This window comes from Streptomyces sp. NPDC057302 (genome assembly GCF_042667685.1).
GTDB lineage: Bacteria > Actinomycetota > Actinomycetes > Streptomycetales > Streptomycetaceae > Streptomyces.
The window spans coordinates 130,389-149,357 of sequence record NZ_JBHUZJ010000007.1 but is presented as its reverse complement, the minus strand read 5'-3'; the positions used below and the strand labels follow the sequence as shown (position 1 = coordinate 149,357).

Sequence of the window (18,969 nt, the reverse complement as noted above, 5' to 3'; positions counted from 1 at the left end):
GATGGCACAGCACAAGGAACTGGAGACGGGCCCTGCGGGCCGCCGGCGCGCGACCAAGGAGCTTCCGATGGACGACGACTGGCAGCAGGCCGAGGAGCCGCAGGGCAACGCGTACGCCTCCTGGGACTCGCGCTCGGACGAGCCGATCGACGCCGAGGTGATCGACGGGCCGGGACCGGAGGACGCAGACGGTTCGCGCGCCTGGCGCGAACGGCTCCGGGACCGTTCCCGCGGGTTCTTTGGCGCGAAGACCCGAGAGCGGATGGCCGACCGCGAGCGCGTGCACTTGATCGATGTCGACCGGGCCGAGGACGAGACCGAGGGCCTGGACCAGCGCGAGCAGTTGCTCAAGCTCCGGGCGGAGACGCGGCTGGCCGGCGAGAAGTACATGGTCTCGCTGCGGGACTCGAAGCTGCTGGTGCCCGGCTTCAACGACGCGGAGCGGACGCAGGAGCTCGGCGTCATGCACCACGTCTACATGCAGATGATGATGCAGTCGTGTCTCAAGCCGCTCTCGCGCGGAGTGAATGCCAACTCGGTCATCCAGGCCGTCGGCATGGTGATGACGATGCGGATGCTCTCCCCGGACTTCAAGACGGAGATGGACAGCTACCTCCAACCACTCAAAGACAAGATCCAGGAGCGCATCGACACCAGGGCCCGCGGCATGATCGCCTCTGCCGAGAGCGGTATCACGCACCGGCAGAGGATCTTCAAGACGGACGTGCCGAACGGCGCCCGGCGCGAGCGCCTCATCGGCAGCACTGATCCGCGTGACCACCTGCCGACGAAGTGGCGCAAGCGCTTCGACGCCATGCAGCACCGTGAGCGGGGCCATCGAGAGATGTTCACTTCGGACTCGGCAGCCATGACCGAGGTCGCGCTCATGGAGAACGCCTTCTGGAAGATGCGTGAGCCGGGCGCGGACGCCGGCCTGATCCGCGACAGTTACCGGGCGCTTCGCAAGCGGCTGCACGAGCAGATGAGTGAAGACGGCCTGGAGCGCCAGGAGGTCGTCCAGCGCGCGCGAATTATCATCGGCGAGCGAATGGAGTACGAGCCCGAGCTGCGCACGATGTTCAATGGCGTGGCCCACGGCCGGATCGTCAAGGCTCCCGCGCACGAGGAGCGGATCGCGGGCTCGGACAGAGTCCGCACGGTCTGGAGCGGGGAGTTCGAGGACCAGCTGGGCCATCGTCTGCCTGGGGACGGGATGTTTACGCTGCGCCGACCCATGGACGCGGACGCCCACCAAGTCCAGCTCGCCGAGACGATGAAGACCTCGATGCTCGACGCGCTGGGCCGCGGCGACCAAGAGGGCTACGGGGGCAACATGCTGGGCTACCTGGTCGGCTTCGCGGCGCAGAAGCAGGGTCTGGACACCAGCGGGCTGCCCGACATGCTCCAGCACCGCCTGGACCAGTCCGAGGTGATGATCGCGAGCATGGACATCGACGGCCTGCCCCCCGAGGAGCAGCAGCGGGTTTACTCCAACGCCTACCTCGACGCGATGGAGGCAGTGAACGAGAAGTATCCGGATCTTGAGGCCGAGCTGAAGCGGAGCCTCGGAGAGAACTGGCAGCAGACGCTGCAGACGGCGGTCGACGACCCGGGTGTCTTCTTCGAGGAGCAGCGGCTCAAGCCACGGTCGCGCCCTACAGGGCCGTCGGCCGAGCAGAAGGCCGGTCCACAGAACGAGAGCCCGAACGCTGAGGCCGATGCGGAGGACTACCAGCCCTCCTGAGGGCGATCCGAGAACACGAACAAGGAACAGGAGGAAGGGTCATGAACCAGGAACAGAATGAGGGACAGCAGACCGGCTTCGGATCGCGTTTCGCGCGGATGTTCGGCTATGTCACGCCGGAGGACAGGAGCCGATGGGAGCAGATGCGGGCGCAAAACAAGCCGAGCGTCAGCGCGATGAAGCAGGGCACGAAATCATTGCTGGGCTCGATGATGGAGTTCGGGGAGCGCAACGTCGGCGCGAAGCTCGATGCGGCCCACCGTGTGGCGGCGCAGCAGCGGTTCGAGGAGTCCCACGACAAGGTCGTGAACCAGCGCCGCGATCCGAACACGCGGAACATCATCGAGTCGGTCGACTACGAGCCAAAGGACGACCGGGAGGAGATCGAACCGGATCTGGAGCTCTAGGTGAATGAGTCACGACAAGCGTAGCGAGAGGCATTCAATAGGCCCAATCCTTCTTCTCGTATCGACATAATCTTCGATAGACTGGTTTCTAAGCGAAACCGCGGCATGAAGGACGACAGGACAGGGTGTGGGTATGGAGACGACGACGAATCCGCGTGTCAGTAAGCGCGAGTTCATCTCTCGGGTCGCGACTCGCAGCGGGTTGCCGGTCCGAGTGGTGAACAAGGTGTACGAGTCGCTGCTCGGTGAACTCACGGGCGCGGTCAGCTGCGGGGAGGCGGTTGTGCTCACGAGCTTCGGCCGCTTCTACCGACAGGACCACAAGGGCCACAAAGTGCGCTTCGGCAAGCGCAGCGTCGACGACTACGTGGTGCTGAAGTTCTCCGCGTCGAGCAGCTTCAACCGCCGGCTCGGCGGCGACGAGGACGAGATCTCACCGGAGACCTACGGAATGATCGAGGATGCCGACGAGTTCGAGAACGTCATTGAGGATCGTGAGCTACGGGCCGCATCGTAGGCAACGAGGAGCCAGCAGAAAAAGAGAACCCCCGTGATGCACAGGCATCACGGGGGTTCTCTTCATGGCGAGACGGTCCAAGTTGCGAGGCTCAGCCGTCGGCGATGGCAAGGATGAGCACGAACACAATGACCGGGACGCTGAGCACGCCAGCCCCGGCGAGAACGTGCTCCCACCCCAGCGGCGAGTTGATCCAGCCCATGAAGTCGTTCCACAGGTCGACGCCGATGCTCGCGATCGAGGCGAAGAAACCGGTACCCCATCCGATGATGACCGCCAGACTGACGCCGCCGATCAGACCGAGAACGATGATGGCACGAGCGCTCTTGAGCATGGCACCCCGTCCTACTTCCGGTCCTCGAAGAGCAGGTAGTGCAGCCCTATGTGCGGGATGACGAAGGCCGCCAGCGCGATCCAGGCCCGCCCCGGGTTCCCGACCACCCAGCCGATGAAGTCTTTTACGAGAAGCCATCAATGGTCAGCAGGAATAGCGGGATTACAGGTCACTCGAACTGGAGGTCCGGCTCATGCACGGATGGCATGCCGAAGCTGCCGATCGAGCGCTGTTGGGGTCGTGAGGGACTCGCGATCGGCTCGCGCTGCACGGCCAGCTCGGCGAGAGTGAAGCCCACGGGGCGCCCGAGGCGCTGGCCGGCCATGTAGTAGGCCTGACCGTTCGCGCGTTCACCCAGGGCGATGACCTCGCGGGTGACGGGCCCGTCCGGGCGCAGGGGCGCGCGCTCCCGCCAGACGATCCGGTGCGAGGGCTTCGCGCTTGGGTCCGCGCCGACGTAGGTCGTCTCGCAATCAGAGAGATCGGGATAACTGGCCATGTACTCCAGCGGGTGCGTGCTCGACGCGCCCTGCTGGATCCGGCCTAACTGGTTGAGGGTCACGCGCAGGAGCCTGTCCTCCGGCCCACGAGGGTGCACCACTGCGGCGTCGTGGAGCGCCTGGAGGTCCTGCTTGAGACCGGCCGTCGGCAGGAGGCGGATGGGAGGCTGACGCTCACTCATCACGCTTCTCCTGTTGGACAGCACGATGCTCATCGGCCCACTGCTGACCGAACGGGCCGAGACTCTCGGCGAGCTCTTCGATGGTCATGCCCGCCTCGCCGGAGGCGCCGGACTCCTGGATGCGGCGGGAGAGCTCGGCCTGGAAAGGAGCCTCAGCGTGGACGTGGGCCGCGTGGTCGTACTTCATGAGGCGCACGAACGCGGCGAAGGGGATGATCGCGGCCTCGGGCTTGTTGCCGTCCCCGAAGATCAGCGGCGTGACCTCGCCGCGGCGATAGAGGTTCAGCATCGCGCCGAGGTCCTCGCACCTGAGTTTGTTGGTCGGGACGACATTGACGGAGAACTTCGGGAGTTCGGCGTCGGGAGTACCGTTGTCGTGAGCGTTGCTGTTGTGAGCCATAGCTTCAGCCTAACCAGTCGGGAATAGCTTGTCATCGACTCGCATACGACTTCGTTCGCCGAGTCAATAAGGGCATCGAGTGGTGGCCCGCACCGCCTCTGAGAGGCGGTGCGGTGAGGAGGAAGAAGAGACCCGTGCCCCAGTCCCGCACGATGCGGAGCGCCGACCTGTAGGCAGACGATGCCGAGCAAGCGCCACAGGGCCACCACTCGGTCACGGCCACTGGGCGGTGGCGATTGACGCCGACGGCGAGACGCTGTTCTCGACGAAGGTGATCAACGACGCGGCCCAGGTCCTGGCGCTGATCGGCACGGTCCGGGAACCGATGCAGTCGGCGGGCTCAAGCGGGTCAGGGTGCGCAGTCGGAGAGCAGCGGAAGTCACAGAACGTCCCGTCGTCGAGGCTCGGTTGGGGTGTACGAACGCTCTTGGGTGCGGCCCTAGGAGGAGCAGGAGGGGTGGTCACTGCTCTACTCGGGGCCACTATGGGTGAGGATTGCCGGGAGGACGCCGACCACCGCACCCCGGACGTGCAAGCCAGGCGGTGGGATGGAGGGGGCGCCACCTTGTTCCCCGGACGGGTTCAGTCCGTCTGGGGGGGCGATGTCGAGGATGTCGTCACCCGCCTCGGCGGGGGTAGGGCCGTTGCAGTCGAGCCTGCTCAGGAGTGCACAAGCTTCTTCGGTACCTGCCTGCTGGCAGAGGTGGCAGGCGTGCGTGAACGAACCGCATGTGTCGGCGTCGGGGGCGCTGGTGTGGTGGCGCCAGTAGAAGGGGTGGCAGCGGGTGCACATCGTTTCGCGGGCGTGCTCGATGCCGAGTGTCAGTGCGGTGAGGGCGTGTGCGGCCTGATCGGTGTCGATCCCGTAGCAGCCGAGTTCGGCCGTGCGGTCCCCGGCGACGGTCAGTGTGTCCTCGGCGTCGCGTTCCTCGCACTGCCCGTGGTACTCGCCCGGTTCGGCGCGGATGAGGTCGAGGGGCTCGTCCTCGAGGTTGGTGAAGTGTCCACCTCGGGGGAAGAGCGCATCGTGGAGATCGGTCCAGGCCTCGCGGACGAGACCGGCGGCGTGGATGGTGACCTGGAATGTGTCGTTGACCAGGAGATGACCTCTGGCGTATCCGGGGAGGTCGAACTCCAGACGGTCATACCGCTGTTGTCCGTCTGGCCCGGTGGTCGGCTTGGGGTGGGGGAAGGCGGTGGTGAGGTAGAGGGCCGCCTGCCGGGCGGCGCGCGCCAGGGGTGTCTTTCCACGCGTTGCGCACGTCGTTCCGGGGGGGACCGGTGGGGAAGATCGGTTCGCTGTCCACGGCGGGGATCCTTCACTGCATATAGCGGAATGCGTAGGGGTTGAGGTGGGCTTCGGGCCAGGCGTGGGCACCGTCGGGGGCAGCAAGCGACCCGTAGGGGTCGAGGTGGGCCGTGGAGTTTGCCGTTCGGGTCGTCGTCACCTTCGTCCCTCGGAGGTGGCCATGGTGTTCAACGACACTCAAGATGCCTATGTGCGTGGTGAGTTGAGGGAATGCTGTGAGGTGTCTCGGCTTCATCCATCGACGTCCGATAGAGGCGAGTCGTGAGGTCGGCGGCCTCACTCGTGGTGCGGTGGGCGGCGGGTAGGCTGCCGCCGCCGGGCAGATGGGCGTAGACGCTTGCGAGGCCGAGCCTGCGCTGCCAAGGTCCTTGGCCGGTGCTGACGGACTGTACGCGATGGACGGGGCAGACCGTGGTCACGTTGCGGAGGAAGAACCCGCTCCACACGGTGAAGTATCCGCTGCTGAGGCGGTAGCCGAGGGCTTTGTGGAACGGCGTGGCTTTGCGGGCAGCGGGCGGGGCGGGCAAGGGGTCGTTCAGGTCGGATACGGCACCGGGGCCTAGAAGGTGCAGGACCATCTTCTCTGCGACAGTGCGGGGGCAGACAGGAATCAGGATGCCGGGCGTGGCTGCCCCGGCGACGGCTGCTTGCACCTCGACCCAGTCGAAGCGGCGCCATAGGAGGGGCTGGTGAAGTGCGATGAAGGTGATCCGTGAGTCCCGGTAGGTGTACTGCCGGGTGTCGAACATGCCGTAGTCGGTGCGGTAGGTGCCGTCGGCGGTGCGGGTGACGGACCAGCCGCTGTAGACGAAGAGCCGCTTGCCCGTCAGTCTCCAGATTCTGGGTGCGAACACAATCAGGGTCGAGAGCGTCAGCGGTTCGCCGGAGAAGACGTAGGGAAGGACGGCTACGGCGACCATGGCGAGCGACCAGAGGTTCGTGCTGAGGTCGAGGAGCAGAGCGAGGACCAGATCCTTGGTCTTGACCTGGTAGAGCCGGTCTTCAGCTGTGTCCTCGGCAAGGATGCGGGCTTTGAGGGCGCGCGCCTGGTTGAGCGTGAGGTAGGAGAGGGTCATCGTCGTGCCCGGCATGACGACGCGGAGCGTGCAGACGCCGATGAGTCGGCCGAGAAAGGGCCGCAGGATGTCGACGCTTTGGACGTGGTCGAGTTCGCAGTGACGGTGGACCTTGAACAGCAGGCCGCTGCGATACCCGAGGACGCTTCCGTCGAGGATGTAGTGGCTGTGCCGCCATGCCGCAGTGAACAGCCCGACGGTCCCCGAGACGATCAGCGCAGCGGCGGTACAGGCTGTCCATAAAGGCAGCGTGATGGTATGCGCGCTGGCTTCGGGATTCGGGCGGAAGCTGAAGAGGTCGCGCTGTTGGTAGGCAAGGGTCGCGAGTGCGACGAGGACGGCCCAGCTCCGCCGTAGCGGGGTGACCGGGTGGAGCCGGCCTTCGATGGCGGGCTGGCTCATACCGGCAACCTCCGCTCCCGCGCGAGTTCGGTGAGCCGGTCGCGCAGGTGCTGTGCGGTCTGGGGGTCGACGTCGGTGATGTCGTCGCTTCCGGCGGCCGTTTTGATCGTCACCGTGGCGAGTTCATAGCGGCGCTGGATGGGACCGGTGACCACGTTCACCTCCTGGATCCGTGCGTACGCCAGGACAGCGATCCTGCGGGTGAGCAGCCCGGTGCGGAGGTAGAGCTCTTCCGGTCCCAGGTGGTATCCGCGAAAGTGCCAGGCGACCTTGATGCGGTTGCAGCGCCAGGCGTAGAGGGCCATCGGGAGGAGAGCGAGGGAGGCCATGGCCGGGTGCCACCAGTTCAGCAGCTCGTGCCAGTCGCGGGTACGGGTGAGGATGAGATGGACAAGGGTGGTGATCAGCGCGGTCAGTGTCCCGAGCAAGGCGGTCACGCTCAGGATGCTGAGCGCGGCTGCGATGCGGTTGACGCGGACGGCCCGCTCGGGATGGCGGGTCATCGCCACCCCGTCCAGGGTGAATGGCGGTTCTGGTCTGATGTAGCGGGGCATTCCTCTAAACCTGATTTCTTGTGGTTTCGGATCATTAGGCTGATGAGGGCACGGTGGTGCTTGAGCTGGTTAGCGCCGCAGCCCGGTCACCGCGGGTGTTCGGCGGTGCCTTTTCGGCAGGGGTGGCAGCCAGGACTCCCCCGGTCCGCGCGTCCGGGGCAAGACCCGGGACCATGGCGGGTGTTGTCAGGCGCAGAGCGCGGCGGGCGCGAGGTGGACCGCGTCCCGCAGGGGCGGCGGGACACGGGGCCGGACGTCGGCGGATGGCTGTGCCGGAGTGGACGGCGCGTACGCAGACCCGGTGCGGCGGGACGGCGTCTCTGCGCGCAGCTCAGACCGTGTACGGCGTCCCCGTGGTCGTGAGTGCGTTCATGGCTGGTGTCCCTCCGTGTCGTGGCTGGTGCTTCAGTCGGCCTGCGGCGGAGAGCCAGGGAACTCGCGCACGACGGAGATCAGGAGCGTCACGAGGGTGTCGAACGGTCCAGCTGCGTGCTGTTTCCCGTGTGGGGAGTCACTGCCGAAGAGAGCAGCAGGGTGCTTCGGTAGGGTTCCGGACTCGCCGCACTTGGGGCACGCCCAGGTCCAGCCGACAACGGGAGCGTGGATGAGCTGGCCATCCCGGATGATCCAGTCGAAGCGGTCGGGGTCGGCGGCCAGCCTGTGCTCGTCGGCGGCGACAAAATCGGCGTTGAACAGCTCGTCAGGCACGGTGAGTTCAGACATCGGTGGGCTCCTCTCGGCTGGTAGTGGACCCCGGCAGCGCCGGGGCATCGAATGACGAGGCTTCGATGGAGGGCTCGGTACCCGTCAGCCGGATGACCTCCAGGACGTGGGCCTCGATGTCGGCGCGGGCCTGGGCGACGACCTGCTCGCCGGCCTCCACGAGCGAGTCGACGGTGAACTGGGCGTTGGTACCTGCGCCGGCGACGGCACGCTCCAGTGCGTTGAGCGCCTCCTTGGTGGCCCTCACACCCTTCTTCTCGTGGATCGCCTCGTGCAGCGCCGCGGTGGCGGCTCTGACTTCGGCGTACATCCGGTCGGTGACCTCGCGGACCTCCCGCAGGCTTTCGGCCGTACGAGGCTGATGAGGGATCTCGGGTACGAAGGCGTTGTGCTCGGTACGCCGGATGGTCACCGGCACGCCGCTGCCGAGCCCCATGGAGGACACGAGCGAGCCCCACTGCGCGAGGCTCATCTCGATCTCCACAAGCTCTCGGCCCGGATGGACCCAGTCGTGGTTGAGGTCGCGCCTGCGCGTGGCCACGCGGATTGAGAGCGAGATGGTCTCGTTGTGCAGCAGGTCGGACTGGAACAGCGAACGACCTCCGCCGCTCCTCCGCGTCACGACCGCGACGCCGAAGGCGGGGTGGATCTCACCGCCGTGCTCCGCGTCGATCGCTGGATCCTGGGTTGGACGGCGGCTCATACTGGCACCGCCTCAGGGGTCTCAGCCTGCTGGGCCTGGTGCTCGCGGTATAGCCGAACAGCCAGGCCGATGAAGTAGCAGGCGCAAGCGTGGTCGTAGGGGTTGGTCGGCCTGGTCATGATGAGTGTGCTGCGCCTTCTGACGTGTGGTGGAATGGTGTGAGGGAGACGGCGAGCACGACGGCATGACGCAGCCGGGGTCTCCCTCGGACGGAGATCCCCGCTTGTCGTACGGGGCTCAGCTGACCAGCACGCTCTGCTTCTTCTGGACCTGGAGCGTCGCGAGGACGGCGTCGGGCGCATCCTTCGCGGGGTGTCGAGCGGCATCTCGCGCGGGAGAGGGGCGTCAATGGTCGTCGTCCAGGGGCTCCAGGACGTCGGCCGCCGTGATGTCGCCCCGGATCAGCAAGAGGGCGACAGCGTGGGCCCGGTCATGTGCGCCGATCTTCTTGAAGAGGCGGCGCGCGTGGGTCTTGACCGTGTCCTCCGAGATGAACAGCTCCAGCCCGATGGCCGCGTTGGACAGCCCCCGCGCCATCCTGAGGCCGACCTGCTTCTCACGCTCGGAGAGGGGGACGTTCAGGTTGGGGACCGTCAGGCCCTGGGCGCGCAGGCGGCCGAGCCTGCCGCGGTGGAAAGCAGCCTCCAGGTGGGGCTTTACCGCTTGGAGGAAGGTGGAGACGACGGTGCGCTTCGTCAGCCACCCTTCCCGTGTCTTGTCGGCGGCGTCGCCCAGGTCGTGGATCAGCTCCTCGTACTCCGTACGGGGGCGCGTCTCGGTGGTTGGGGTTAAGGACATGTCAGCGCTCCTTGCGCTTACGGATCTTCGAGAATTGCTGGCCGCGTGAGCATCGGTTCGGCCAGGGCTTGGGCCGCCTCGGGGCGGCAGTTGGGACACGGGCGCGTCGTCTCGTGGGTGACGGGCTGGCTGTCCCGGGTACGGGGTCGGCCGTCGGTGCCCCGCTCGGGCTCCTGCTCGTCGGTGTCGATCCAGCCCGCCACGCACGGAGGCTCGTGCGTGCACCTGCACTCGGCCCACGGGCACGGTGCCCGGCCAGCCGAAATGGTGCTCTGCGGGCGGCGGGGCCGCTGGAGGCCGGGGCCGCGGACGTAGTCGGGGACGTCGCTCATCACCGGACTTCGTCCACTCCGCGGTCGTTGACCGAGGTGCTGGGGTCGTCGACCTGCGCGGCTGCCGCTCGAACGTCGGCGGCACTTCCAGCTTCTACCGCAAGGTGCCGAGCGTCATGGGCTTGCCCACCTCGGCGTTAGGGCTGCAGGCCCAGCAGGTCGCGCAACGCGGCGAGGAGGGCTTCTGCCTTCTCGGGGAGTGCCGCTTCGCGCAGCAGCCGCCGGCGCAGAATGGGCACGTCCAGAGCGATGCCGAGCGGCACAGTCGGGTCGTCGTTGTCCAGGACGAGCTGGTAGGAGTCCAGGGCGATCATCCACGCCTCATAGCGGTCGACGAGTTGCCCAAGGCGCGCTGCCTGGTCTGCTCCCGGCAGGATCTTGTCCGGGTATGGACAGCTCGAGTCACCGCACGGCCTGAAGGCGGGGTGTGTGGCCAGGACGGAGCGGTCTCGGTAGCGCCGCGTGGTGCCGTTCAAGACGGGGCACTCGTCCTTGGTGTAAGCGAAGCACTCCGGGTGGAGAGCGCCCTCTGGTGTATAGCCGTGCTCCTCATCGGCCGGGCGGACGATGAGGTACAACCGCTCGGTCAGCGGCCGCTCACACACCTGACATATCCGGCCCAGCAGGACGCGCCGTAGGCGTCGGCTATCAAGGGAGCCGAAAACTGCATGCCCGTCATGGACGATGGATACAGCCGGAACGACGAGCCCACCACTGGTGGGTCGGTACGCACAACGCACGGGTATCGAAGTCATGTCTCCCCTCCTGAGCTGAAGTTCCGGGTCATCGCACACCGCCTGCCCGTACCGGAAGGTGCCCTTGGCGGTGGGCTCCCTGGTCCGCTTCAGGTATCCGAACTCCTCCAACGGTGGTCTTCTAGGTGGTGGTTGAGCTGGTTGACCAAGTGCTGCAGGTTATGGATCGTGCGAGCGCTGTCAGGCCTCGCTCTCCTCTTCGTCGGCCTTGCCGATCTCTTCGACGATGTACGCCGAGAGGAACTTGCTCGACAGAGGGTCGAAGCCGTACCGCTCTGACCAGCGCTTGAGGTACTCGACGGGCTCAGCGTTGCCGGGTTCGTCACGCACCTTGCCGATGGCCTCGGCGATCCACTTGAGGGTGTCCGTGCCGGGCCACTCCGGCGAGGCGCCCAGGCCGAGCGCGATCGCGTCGACCACGTCGGTGTCGGTGAGGGGCATGTGGTCCCCGCTGCCGTTCGCGCGGGAGAGAGGCAACTCGTAGTCCGGGATGAAGCCCATGGCCAGGAGCACCCTCTCGGGCAGCTTGTAGGCGTCCCAGATCGCGCCGGTCGCGTCCGTGGGGCTGCCGCCGCTGGAGAGTCCTCCGGAGATGTAGAGCCTGTAGTCGGCGACCGTGAGGAAGTTCGTCTCCCGGGAGTCGAGGGCCTCTTCGAGGTTGTCGATGATGACGAGACCGGCACGCCGGGCGTACTCGATGAGCACTTCGCCGTTCTCGTCGACGAGGTCGGACTCGCCGTCCAGGTCCGGCAGCAGCTCTTCCAGTTCAGCCTCAGGCTCGTCGAAGGTGAAGAGCGAGGCGTCTGTGATCTCTTCGAGCAGCTGACGGCCCCAGTCGAAGTTCGGCGGCTCGGTGCTTTCGGCAGCGAAAGCGATGGTGGCGGTGAGCATGCTCGCGCCCATGATGATCTACTCCTTCGGTGGTGGGGGAAGCTGCGGGTCGGATCAGTCCTGGATCCAGCCGAGGACGTCATCGACGTCCTGGTCGCAGCTGGCCTCGATCGCCTGGCGCAGTCGCGCCGGGGTTCTCGAGGTAGTGCAGCGCGGCGCTGTCGATGAGGTTGGCCGCGTCGTGTTCTCGAGCGCGAGATCGCTCACGTCGTTGACTGCTTGGCTCACGGCGTTCGCTGATGCCCTCCTGGAAGAAGGCCTTCGTGCTGGCTGAGCCGTCGAGGCCGTCGCTGAGGGACCATCCGGCGACCGCCCGTGCCCTACCCCTCCTCCGGCGACCGCGGCGGGCTGACTGTCGTGCGCGGCGCACGTCGCTGGGACGAGGTACGCACGATCAGCTCGGTCGGTATCACCTGCTCGACCGGGTGATCAGAGTCCAGCCCTTCGATGGCGTCGATGAGGAGCTGGACCACCGCCGTGCCGATCCGGCGCGGCTTGAGGGAGAGCGTGGTGACGGACGGCTCGGTGCTGGCGTACACGGTGGACTCGCTGCAGCAGACGATCAGCAGGTCGTCGGGGACGCGCAGGCCATAGCGGCGGGCGGCGGCGAGCAGGTCGGTGCCGTTCGGGTCGAACAGCCCGTAGACCGCGTCGGGCCGGTCGGACCGGGCCAGCAGCCGGTCGGCGGCGACGGCGCCCGCGCACGGGTCGTGCGCGGGGTAGGACTCGTAGACCGGATCCTGGCCGACGCGCTCGCACCAGCGCAGGTACGCGGTCATGGACAGGTGGGTGTACGTGTCCGTCGTGGTCCCGGTCAGGAGGCCGATGCGGCGGGCGCCGGCGTCGGCCAGGTGGTCGAGGATCTCGAGGACCGCCGCCTCGTGGTCGTTGTCGACCCACGCGGTGACCGGGAGCGAGCCGGCCGGGCGGCCGTCGGAGACGACGGGTAATCCCTGCCGGATCAGCTCGCTGACCGATGGATCCTGGTCGGACGGGTCGATGACCACGGTGCCGTCGAGAGCCACGTTGGACCACACGTCGTACCGTGAGGTGGCGGGCAGGATGACGAGGGCGTAGCCGCGGGCCAGTGCGGCCGAGGTGGCGGCTCTGACCATCTCCGCGAAGTACGCGAATTCGGTGAAGGTGAAAGGTTCATCCCCGTAGGTCGTCACGGTCAGGCCGATGAGGCCCGACTTGCCGGTACGGAGCGTTCGGGCCGCCGCGGAGGGGCGATAGCCCAGCCGTTCGGCGACCTCGCGGACATGGCGTCGGGTGGCGTCCGGGAGCCGGCCCTTGCCGTTGAGGGCGTCGGAGACGGTCGTGATGGAGACTCCGGCGGCGGCGGCCACGTCCCTGATGCCCGCCCGGCCCGACCGGCTGCCTCGACGTGAGGTTTCCGCGCGGCTCACCTGGTGCTTCCCTGCGTGCGGGTCGTCCGCAGAGCGCTATCGTCGGTGGTCGGGGAGGTGTAGCGACTGGAAGTGTCGTGCTTCGCGCCGCAGTTCGGGCACATGATCCAGGCCATGAGTTTGCTCCTGATATGTGTCGGGGTGGTCAGTACTTCTCGCGCCGGCGCGCGAGACGCCAGGGGTAGAGGGGGCCCGGGACGCGGTTGGATTTCCGCCGGTTGTGTCGGCGGCAGAGCAGCTGGCCGTTCCACAGCTCAGTCGCCCCGCCGCGGCTCCAGGGGTGTATGTGATCTGCCTCGGTTCCCGGTGCCGGGCACCGGAACCAGAGGGGCGGTTTGTGCTCGCACCGGCCGTTGGCCTGGCGGATGAGCTGCTGCTTCTGGGACCAGCTGAAAAGCCGAGTGGGGTCCCGCCAGCGCCGCTTACGGCCAACGCCAGCGGCGAGGCACAGGATGCCGAGCGCAGCAACGGCCAGGCTGGCGAGCAGCACAGTCGGATCTGGCTGCACGGCGCTCAGTGCAGGTCGTTGCCGAAGGAGATCAGCTCACGCCTGGTCGCCCAGAACAGGTCTTCGGGGTCGATGACCGTGACGAGACGGGCCTTGCCGAGGCAAAGGTTGGCCCTTCGAGGCTCACGATGCTCTGCGCCGGGCTCGGGCTCGGGCTCGGGCTCGGGCTCGGAGACGATGCAGTACTTGGGCATGGTCGAAGGCTGCTTTCTGTACAGGACCGCGTGAGCCGGACAGCGAACCGCCGAGGAGACCGGAGTGGCTCCTCGGCGGTTCGGATGGGGCGTCCTCAGAAGTCGATGGAGAACTTCGGGGGACGGCGCAGGATCACCGCGGCGGCACGCAGGTCCTTCTCGTCGTTGGGCGACCTGTCGTCCTCTTCACGGAGGTCGGTGAGCGTGAAGGCACCATCCGGGAGCTGGTAGCCGCCCTCGGACGGGACGGCGTCGCGCATGCGGAACTGCAGCCCGACGCCGCTGTCCCAGTCGTTGATGGTCTGCAGGCTGTCGCTGTTGAACAGATCGACACGGCCATCGAAGACGTCGGTGTCGCCGTTCTTCCAGGTGATGTGGGCCTCGATCCGCGAGCCGTCGTACTCACTGCGCTTGATGTTTAGGTCACCGATCACCTCGGCGAACGACTCTCCCAGGCGCAGCTCGAAGGCAATCGCCCGCAGGTGGTCGAAGTTGATGTCGTACTTCCGGGAGAAGTCGACGATCTCGGCCACCTGCTTCTCGGCCACTCCGGGCACCTGGGCACGCAGGTAGGTGGCTACCGTCTCGGGCTCGGGATAGGCGAAGCGCATGTGGTAGTGGAAGCGGCCGGGGCGGTTGAGCATGTAGTCGTTGACGTGGAGCAGCTCGTTGACCGACAGGACGTAGAGGCGCTTCGTCGTGCTCAGCCCGTCGAACAGACTCAGGAACTGGTTCTGCGACTCGTCGTCCTCGTTGGAGAAGATTTTCTCGAACTCGTCGAAGACGACGACGACTTCGCCCAGTTCGTCGAGGAAGGCGGCCAGCCCCGGTGTGTCGTGCTGTACGAGCACGGTGGGCAGGTGGTGTTCATCGCGCATCCGCTCGGCGAGAAGGCGGAGCATGAGACTCTTGCCCATGCCCTTGTCGCCGGAGAGGATGACGCCGAGCGAGCGGTCCATGGCGGAGTAGCCGGTGACGATCCGCCGTACTCGGGAGGCGTGGCTGCCGTAGACAGGCTCTTCGGCGGATGCCAGCGGCTCCGTCTGGCGCAGGCTGTAGCCGGTCATCCGGGAGAAAGCGATCGTGTAGGTGGCCACGGGTAGGTCAGCGAAGGTCTGCACGGAGTTCCCGTAGAGGCGGAACTCTCCGCCGGAGGCGACGATCGTAGATGCGGGCATGAAGCTTCTCGCTTTCGCGGGAGTATGTGGATGGTGGTGGCAGCACACCGGTGCTCAACGGACGGGCAGCACGCTGATGTCCAGGCAGTAGACGCCTTTCCCGTCATCGGGCACGGACTCGGTGAGGGTGACGGTGGCCGGCATCAGGCGTGTTGGCGGCGCTGCGCCAGGTTCGCGGCGGGGTTGAGTGTCACTGGTCTCCGCGGCCGCGTGGTCGTAGGGTCCTGCGTCATGCCGCGAGTCGACGCAGGCCCGGCCATACCCTTGGGTCGTTCAGTTCAGAAGCGGTCGCCGATGTCGACGCTGTCGTACTCCTCACGCGTGACGGTCTCCCAGTCGGTCGCATTGCCGTCCTTCAGCCGCAGCTCCCACTTTGCGGGTGTCTTGTATCCCAGTTTTCGCCGTCAGCGGGTCAGAAGTTCGTCGAGGAAGCTGTCGATGTCGACGGCTTTGGATTCCTGGCCTGCAGCAACGGCCGTGTAGGTTTTGGCGAGCCATGCCTTCACGGAAGCTGCCGGCCCTTCAAGGCGCGAGTATCCGCCGGGGGATTCCAATTCAATGCTGAAGCCGCAGTGTCGGTGAGGGCCGATCGGAGTGATCTTCACGTCGCCGATACCAGCGGGTGCGGTGAGGCCCTGGTCGAGCAGTTCCCGAGCGAACGTCCACCGGACTACGGTGTCGGGCGTGAAGTCGAAGGAGAAGTGCACCGCATAGGGGTCCGTGTTCTTGTAATACAGCCGCACTGGGACGAAGACACGCGCGTCCGGGCCTGCCACGAGCGTCATGCGGATCTTCAGTTCCAGGCCGGGAAAGTCCATGGGTGGATTCCTGTTCTTCGGCAGAAAAGCGTGGTGGAGGCCGGCGGCAACGCCCTGCGAAGCTCGAACACCGCCGTCCCGCCGAGGTGATAAAGGGGACATGGCGGTGGGGCTTGCTGCACCTGGCGTTCTGCCAGGGCGTTGCTGGCGAAGAGGGTCTCGCCGTGGATGGCCCATTGGTCGAGGTAGTTCCAGGCTTCGGCGTGGCTCTCGGCGAGCGGTTCGTCGTACGCCTTTGTTCCGGGCACGAAGTGAGGTCATTCAGGTTTATGCAATGTGGAAGACCGCAGGGCGGGTGTCTCGCTGGTCGAGAACACCCGCCCTGCGGCCTGGGGTGGCGGCGGTTGGTCAGACGGCCGCAGTGATCGCAGAGCGATCTTCGGTGTTGCCGGGGGCAGCGCTGTCGTTGTCGTCCAGGAGGTCCGGATCGATGCCGAGGGCGCGAGCGGCGTTCTTCTTGTCGCGCTCGGCCAGAGCCGTCACGATCTGCTCGTAACTACTCTGGATCGGCGGGTTCTTCACGGTGCCGTAGCCGAGTACGTACTGGCTGTTCATGGCACGGGTGAAGGCGACGTAGAACATCCGCTTGACGTCTTGGCTCATCTTCGTGTCCTCCCTGTAGAGGACTACGGCGTTGTCGAATTCAAGACCCTTGGCACCGTGGATCGTCGAAACGACCAGGTCGGCCTTGGACTCGAGGTTCTTCCGCTTGCGCTCCTGGTTCTTCTGTTTGTTGATGTTCAGCTTCTGCTGGTTCCGCCGAATCTCGAAGGAGAGCAGGTTGTCGCGCAGCCGATCGAAGAACGCCACGTGCGTGAGCGTGCCCTGGTGGCAGAGCGTGACCCAGCCGTTGATGGTCGCGCTGTTCTCGATCCACCACTCGGAGATCGTGCGCAGGATCGCCTTCTCAACGTTGGCGTTGGCAGCGTTCTTTGTCAGCTTGCCCATGTTGTCCTTGATCCCCTGGGAGACCACGAACGCGGCGTTGGCCGACGGTGCCTGCAGTACGTCGTTCCAGAAGAGCTTGATGTACTTCGAGAATATGTCCGTGGCGTAGACCCGATCGCTGACCAGAGAGGCGACGTGGCGGTTGGGGTAGCGCTTTTCGAGCACATCCTGGATCAAGGACACCTCGCGGCGCGAGTAGGCCAGGAACGCCACCTGCTCACCCCGGTCCAGGCACTTGTCCACGAAGTCGGGGATGACCGTGTTGCGCACGATCGCCTGCAGGTCCTGGGTGACGAACCCGGTGAGTCTGGCCACCTCGCGGTACTCCAGGGTGACCTTCTCCTGGAACGAGTCGGCCGTAGGCATGGCGAGCGAGTTCGCCTGCAGCTGGATGTTGGCGAACTGGTTGGTCTCCAGGCCGCCGAGCACGACGTTCGCGAAGTCCAGGATCTCCTGGTTACTCCGGTAGTTCGTCGTGAGCTTGAAGGTCGCGAAGACCCCTGAGCCCTCCAGCGTGTTGAGCGCGCGCGGGTTCGCCGAACGGAACTCGTACAGCGTCTGCGAGGCATCGCCGACGATGAACAGGGACTGAGCGTGCTTGGTGATGTACTTCAGCACGTAGATGAACTCGAACACGCTGTTGTCCTGCACCTCGTCGATGATGAGGTACTTCGACTGCACGTGGGCCGGCTCGGCCATGTGGTCGATTTTCTGGTAGCAAATGATGATCTGCAGCTCCAGCGACGTCTGCTCGATGCGGTCGAGCAGGGCGATCACCTCGTCGAAGTTGCTCTCGACGAAGGTGTTGAGAGCCGTGAAGGCACCGGTCCTGTTCTGGTCGACCTCCAGCAGGCGGTGGCGGAACGTCGCCGCGAACTGGCTGTTCGGGTAGAAGATGTCGATCGAGTTGATGATGGTGTCGATCGCCGAGACCTTGTGCCTCGGGTGGTTCATCGAGTAGATGTCGATGATCATCTTGGCGATCGTCATCGAGCCGACGTCCGGGTTCTTCTCCGTGATGTTGTCGGCAGCGGCGTTGGTGAACGAGAGCACCGTGATGTCCGAGGCGGGGACGCCGCAGGCTTCGAGGTACTTGATCCGTTCGAGGATCACGGTCGACTTGCCGGTGCCGGCTCCCGCCTGCGTCATCACCAGCGGCTCGTGCGTGGTGAGCGCATCGAGCTGCTGCTTGGACAGGTGGGGCGGCAGATTCGGAGGGGTGGCCGGCCGTGCTGGCACGATCAGCTGAGGCTTCATCTGCTCCAGGTGGTCGAGCGTGTGGTTCATGAGCAGGCTGAGGTTCTGCTTCGATAGCTTCGTGGCGATCTGGTCGGAGAAGGTCGCACCCAGCTGCTTGTGGATCTGGCGGTAGGCCTCCAGCGGAACGTTGTAGTTTTCCAGGTAGCGCAGCTGGACGGCGAGCATATTCAGCTGCTGCTCTGTCGGGCCCGCGGGCATGTCATGGATGTAGCGGCAGACCTCGTCGGCAATCGCCTCGGAGTCCCAGATCTGGGCCAAGCGCGTGATGCGCTCGTAGATCGAGTACTGGCGCATCCACTCGTCAAACTCATCGCCGAGGTTGGAGGCCGTCAGGCCGGCGGATGTGAACACGTCCTGGACGTAGTCACGGGCGTTCTCCAGCGGGCTGGTGTCCCACTGCAGGGAGACGGCGGCGTCGTGGTTGCCGTAGCCGGCCGAGCGCGAGACGGCGGTCGCGTACTCCGGGTTGGGCAGCCCCTTCTTGAAGAGGTACAGCTCCATCCGGTACTGGATGACGAGGTCGCGCGTGGACTTGCCGCCGGACTTGTCCTCGTAGAACACGAGCGCCTGCGGGGTCATGTCGAAGGCGACGTCCCAGGCGTCGAATCGACTGGACGCGGTGTCGATGGCGAAGCGGTCGTCGGCGTGCGGGCTCGGCAAGGTGAAGGACCCTCCGGCGTTCAGAGCGCGGCGCGTGATCGGCGCGAGCGGGATCGCTGTCGTGGTGATGTCGTGCTGCGTCGAGCTCTGCTTGACCTCGATATCGGTGGCCATGGCGTAGGCGGTGTTGGTGGCAGTGTTGATCGGCAGCAAGGACTCGTTGAGCAGGCCGATCTTCTTGCCGTTGCCGGTGAGCTTCGAGGAGAAGAACTTCGGGTCGACGGCCTTCTGAGCAACGGCATTGGCCGAGAGGTCGAGGTCATCAAGCAGGACAGGCATGTCGCTGCCTTTCTCCAGTGGGTCGATAGGCGGATCGAGAGATGCCAATAACTATGTCGCATAACAGTGCCAATAAGCCTTGAATAGT

The 18,969-nt window shown here is 65.8% G+C and carries 21 protein-coding genes and 1 pseudogene; 4 read left to right on the top strand and 18 right to left on the bottom strand.

The features are described from left to right. The first annotated feature begins 1 nt into the window (after window position 1). From ACFUPX_RS08225 to ACFUPX_RS08215, 3 genes are all read left to right on the top strand, one after another. Window positions 2–1,744 (top strand): hypothetical protein, encoded by a 1,743-nt coding sequence (locus tag ACFUPX_RS08225; protein WP_383317935.1) that lies wholly within the window; start codon window positions 2–4, stop codon window positions 1,742–1,744. A 41-nt stretch (window positions 1,745–1,785) separates the two neighbouring features. Next, complete coding sequence (locus ACFUPX_RS08220) at window positions 1,786–2,151, top strand: hypothetical protein (protein ID WP_383317932.1); 366 nt, start codon at window positions 1,786–1,788, stop codon at window positions 2,149–2,151. 133 nt (window positions 2,152–2,284) lie between these two features. Then, entirely contained in the window at window positions 2,285–2,668 is a 384-nt protein-coding gene (locus ACFUPX_RS08215; RefSeq protein WP_383317929.1) for an HU family DNA-binding protein, read from the top strand. A gap of 91 nt (window positions 2,669–2,759) precedes the next feature. Here ACFUPX_RS08215 and ACFUPX_RS08210 read toward each other — a convergent pair whose 3' ends face one another. From ACFUPX_RS08210 to ACFUPX_RS08200, 3 genes are all read right to left on the bottom strand, one after another. Next, a complete protein-coding gene (locus ACFUPX_RS08210) occupies window positions 2,760–3,002 on the bottom strand; it encodes a hypothetical protein (RefSeq protein ID WP_383317927.1) in 243 nt (80 codons plus the stop codon). 169 nt (window positions 3,003–3,171) lie between these two features. Beyond that, window positions 3,172–3,684, bottom strand: a complete 513-nt coding sequence (locus ACFUPX_RS08205) for a hypothetical protein (RefSeq protein WP_383317924.1) — start codon at window positions 3,682–3,684, stop codon at window positions 3,172–3,174. Further along, on the bottom strand, window positions 3,677–4,084 hold the full coding sequence (locus ACFUPX_RS08200) for a hypothetical protein (RefSeq protein ID WP_383317921.1): 408 nt from the start codon (window positions 4,082–4,084) through the stop codon (window positions 3,677–3,679). Before ACFUPX_RS08200 ends, ACFUPX_RS08205 begins: the two co-directional genes overlap by 8 nt. 229 nt (window positions 4,085–4,313) lie before the next feature. Between ACFUPX_RS08200 and ACFUPX_RS08195 the strand changes: the two genes are divergently transcribed. Further along, the gene (locus ACFUPX_RS08195) at window positions 4,314–5,435 is read left to right on the top strand and encodes a hypothetical protein (protein WP_383317919.1); all 1,122 of its coding nucleotides are present in this window, start codon (window positions 4,314–4,316) and stop codon (window positions 5,433–5,435) included. A 125-nt stretch (window positions 5,436–5,560) separates the two neighbouring features. Here the strand turns inward: ACFUPX_RS08195 and ACFUPX_RS08190 are convergent, their stop codons facing one another. The 15 genes and pseudogenes from ACFUPX_RS08190 to ACFUPX_RS08120 form a co-directional block, all read right to left on the bottom strand. Beyond that, window positions 5,561–6,871, bottom strand: a complete 1,311-nt coding sequence (locus ACFUPX_RS08190; RefSeq protein ID WP_383317916.1) for a PH domain-containing protein — start codon at window positions 6,869–6,871, stop codon at window positions 5,561–5,563. Then, a complete protein-coding gene (locus ACFUPX_RS08185) occupies window positions 6,868–7,374 on the bottom strand; it encodes a PH domain-containing protein (RefSeq protein ID WP_383317913.1) in 507 nt (168 codons plus the stop codon). The genes ACFUPX_RS08190 and ACFUPX_RS08185 overlap by 4 nt, the downstream gene beginning before the upstream one ends. Window positions 7,375–7,830: 456 nt before the next feature. Continuing rightward, window positions 7,831–8,148: a hypothetical protein gene (locus tag ACFUPX_RS08180; RefSeq protein WP_383317910.1), complete on the bottom strand. Its 318-nt coding sequence runs from the start codon at window positions 8,146–8,148 to the stop codon at window positions 7,831–7,833. Next, the gene (locus ACFUPX_RS08175; protein WP_383317907.1) at window positions 8,141–8,851 is read right to left on the bottom strand and encodes a hypothetical protein; all 711 of its coding nucleotides are present in this window, start codon (window positions 8,849–8,851) and stop codon (window positions 8,141–8,143) included. Before ACFUPX_RS08175 ends, ACFUPX_RS08180 begins: the two co-directional genes overlap by 8 nt. A 345-nt stretch (window positions 8,852–9,196) precedes the next feature. Continuing rightward, window positions 9,197–9,421: pseudogene (locus ACFUPX_RS08170) on the bottom strand (helix-turn-helix transcriptional regulator); the annotation flags it as partial. Window positions 9,422–10,118: 697 nt separating this feature from the next. Then, window positions 10,119–10,586, bottom strand: coding sequence for a cell envelope biogenesis protein OmpA (locus ACFUPX_RS08165; RefSeq protein ID WP_383317904.1), 468 nt, complete (start codon window positions 10,584–10,586; stop codon window positions 10,119–10,121). Window positions 10,587–10,916: 330 nt separating this feature from the next. Next, window positions 10,917–11,639, bottom strand: a complete 723-nt coding sequence (locus ACFUPX_RS08160) for a hypothetical protein (protein ID WP_383317902.1) — start codon at window positions 11,637–11,639, stop codon at window positions 10,917–10,919. Between the two features lie 42 nt (window positions 11,640–11,681). After that, a complete protein-coding gene (locus tag ACFUPX_RS08155) occupies window positions 11,682–11,834 on the bottom strand; it encodes a hypothetical protein (RefSeq protein ID WP_383317899.1) in 153 nt (50 codons plus the stop codon). Window positions 11,835–11,947: 113 nt separating this feature from the next. Beyond that, window positions 11,948–13,036, bottom strand: coding sequence for a LacI family DNA-binding transcriptional regulator (locus ACFUPX_RS08150; RefSeq protein ID WP_383317896.1), 1,089 nt, complete (start codon window positions 13,034–13,036; stop codon window positions 11,948–11,950). Between the two features lie 145 nt (window positions 13,037–13,181). Beyond that, window positions 13,182–13,526: an HNH endonuclease gene (locus tag ACFUPX_RS08145; RefSeq protein WP_383318035.1), complete on the bottom strand. Its 345-nt coding sequence runs from the start codon at window positions 13,524–13,526 to the stop codon at window positions 13,182–13,184. 23 nt (window positions 13,527–13,549) lie between these two features. Then, entirely contained in the window at window positions 13,550–13,738 is a 189-nt protein-coding gene (locus tag ACFUPX_RS08140) for a hypothetical protein (RefSeq protein ID WP_383317893.1), read from the bottom strand. A gap of 95 nt (window positions 13,739–13,833) precedes the next feature. Beyond that, entirely contained in the window at window positions 13,834–14,916 is a 1,083-nt protein-coding gene (locus ACFUPX_RS08135; protein ID WP_383317891.1) for an AAA family ATPase, read from the bottom strand. A 404-nt stretch (window positions 14,917–15,320) separates the two neighbouring features. Next, complete coding sequence (locus ACFUPX_RS08130) at window positions 15,321–15,734, bottom strand: SsgA family sporulation/cell division regulator (RefSeq protein ID WP_383317888.1); 414 nt, start codon at window positions 15,732–15,734, stop codon at window positions 15,321–15,323. Beyond that, window positions 15,710–15,982: a hypothetical protein gene (locus ACFUPX_RS08125; RefSeq protein WP_383317885.1), complete on the bottom strand. Its 273-nt coding sequence runs from the start codon at window positions 15,980–15,982 to the stop codon at window positions 15,710–15,712. The genes ACFUPX_RS08130 and ACFUPX_RS08125 overlap by 25 nt, the downstream gene beginning before the upstream one ends. 100 nt (window positions 15,983–16,082) lie before the next feature. Further along, on the bottom strand, window positions 16,083–18,881 hold the full coding sequence (locus ACFUPX_RS08120; protein ID WP_383317882.1) for a UvrD-helicase domain-containing protein: 2,799 nt from the start codon (window positions 18,879–18,881) through the stop codon (window positions 16,083–16,085). Between the last annotated feature and the right edge of the window lie 88 nt (window positions 18,882–18,969).

Excerpts from the sequence above, each read along its gene's own strand:
- ACFUPX_RS08200 (WP_383317921.1), bottom strand. The coding sequence starts at position 4,084 with ATGGCTCACAACAGCAACGCTCACGACAACGGTACTCCCGACGCCGAA.
- ACFUPX_RS08225 (WP_383317935.1), top strand. The coding sequence starts at position 2 with ATGGCACAGCACAAGGAACTGGAGACGGGCCCTGCGGGCCGCCGGCGC.
- ACFUPX_RS08205 (WP_383317924.1), bottom strand. The coding sequence starts at position 3,684 with ATGAGTGAGCGTCAGCCTCCCATCCGCCTCCTGCCGACGGCCGGTCTC.
- ACFUPX_RS08135 (WP_383317891.1), bottom strand. The coding sequence starts at position 14,916 with ATGCCCGCATCTACGATCGTCGCCTCCGGCGGAGAGTTCCGCCTCTAC.
- ACFUPX_RS08175 (WP_383317907.1), bottom strand. The coding sequence starts at position 8,851 with ATGAGCCGCCGTCCAACCCAGGATCCAGCGATCGACGCGGAGCACGGC.
- ACFUPX_RS08185 (WP_383317913.1), bottom strand. The coding sequence starts at position 7,374 with ATGACCCGCCATCCCGAGCGGGCCGTCCGCGTCAACCGCATCGCAGCC.
- ACFUPX_RS08210 (WP_383317927.1), bottom strand. The coding sequence starts at position 3,002 with ATGCTCAAGAGCGCTCGTGCCATCATCGTTCTCGGTCTGATCGGCGGC.
- ACFUPX_RS08140 (WP_383317893.1), bottom strand. The coding sequence starts at position 13,738 with ATGCCCAAGTACTGCATCGTCTCCGAGCCCGAGCCCGAGCCCGAGCCC.
- ACFUPX_RS08190 (WP_383317916.1), bottom strand. The coding sequence starts at position 6,871 with ATGAGCCAGCCCGCCATCGAAGGCCGGCTCCACCCGGTCACCCCGCTA.
- ACFUPX_RS08120 (WP_383317882.1), bottom strand. The coding sequence starts at position 18,881 with ATGCCTGTCCTGCTTGATGACCTCGACCTCTCGGCCAATGCCGTTGCT.
- ACFUPX_RS08130 (WP_383317888.1), bottom strand. The coding sequence starts at position 15,734 with ATGGACTTTCCCGGCCTGGAACTGAAGATCCGCATGACGCTCGTGGCA.
- ACFUPX_RS08160 (WP_383317902.1), bottom strand. The coding sequence starts at position 11,639 with ATGGGCGCGAGCATGCTCACCGCCACCATCGCTTTCGCTGCCGAAAGC.
- ACFUPX_RS08180 (WP_383317910.1), bottom strand. The coding sequence starts at position 8,148 with ATGTCTGAACTCACCGTGCCTGACGAGCTGTTCAACGCCGATTTTGTC.
- ACFUPX_RS08220 (WP_383317932.1), top strand. The coding sequence starts at position 1,786 with ATGAACCAGGAACAGAATGAGGGACAGCAGACCGGCTTCGGATCGCGT.
- ACFUPX_RS08215 (WP_383317929.1), top strand. The coding sequence starts at position 2,285 with ATGGAGACGACGACGAATCCGCGTGTCAGTAAGCGCGAGTTCATCTCT.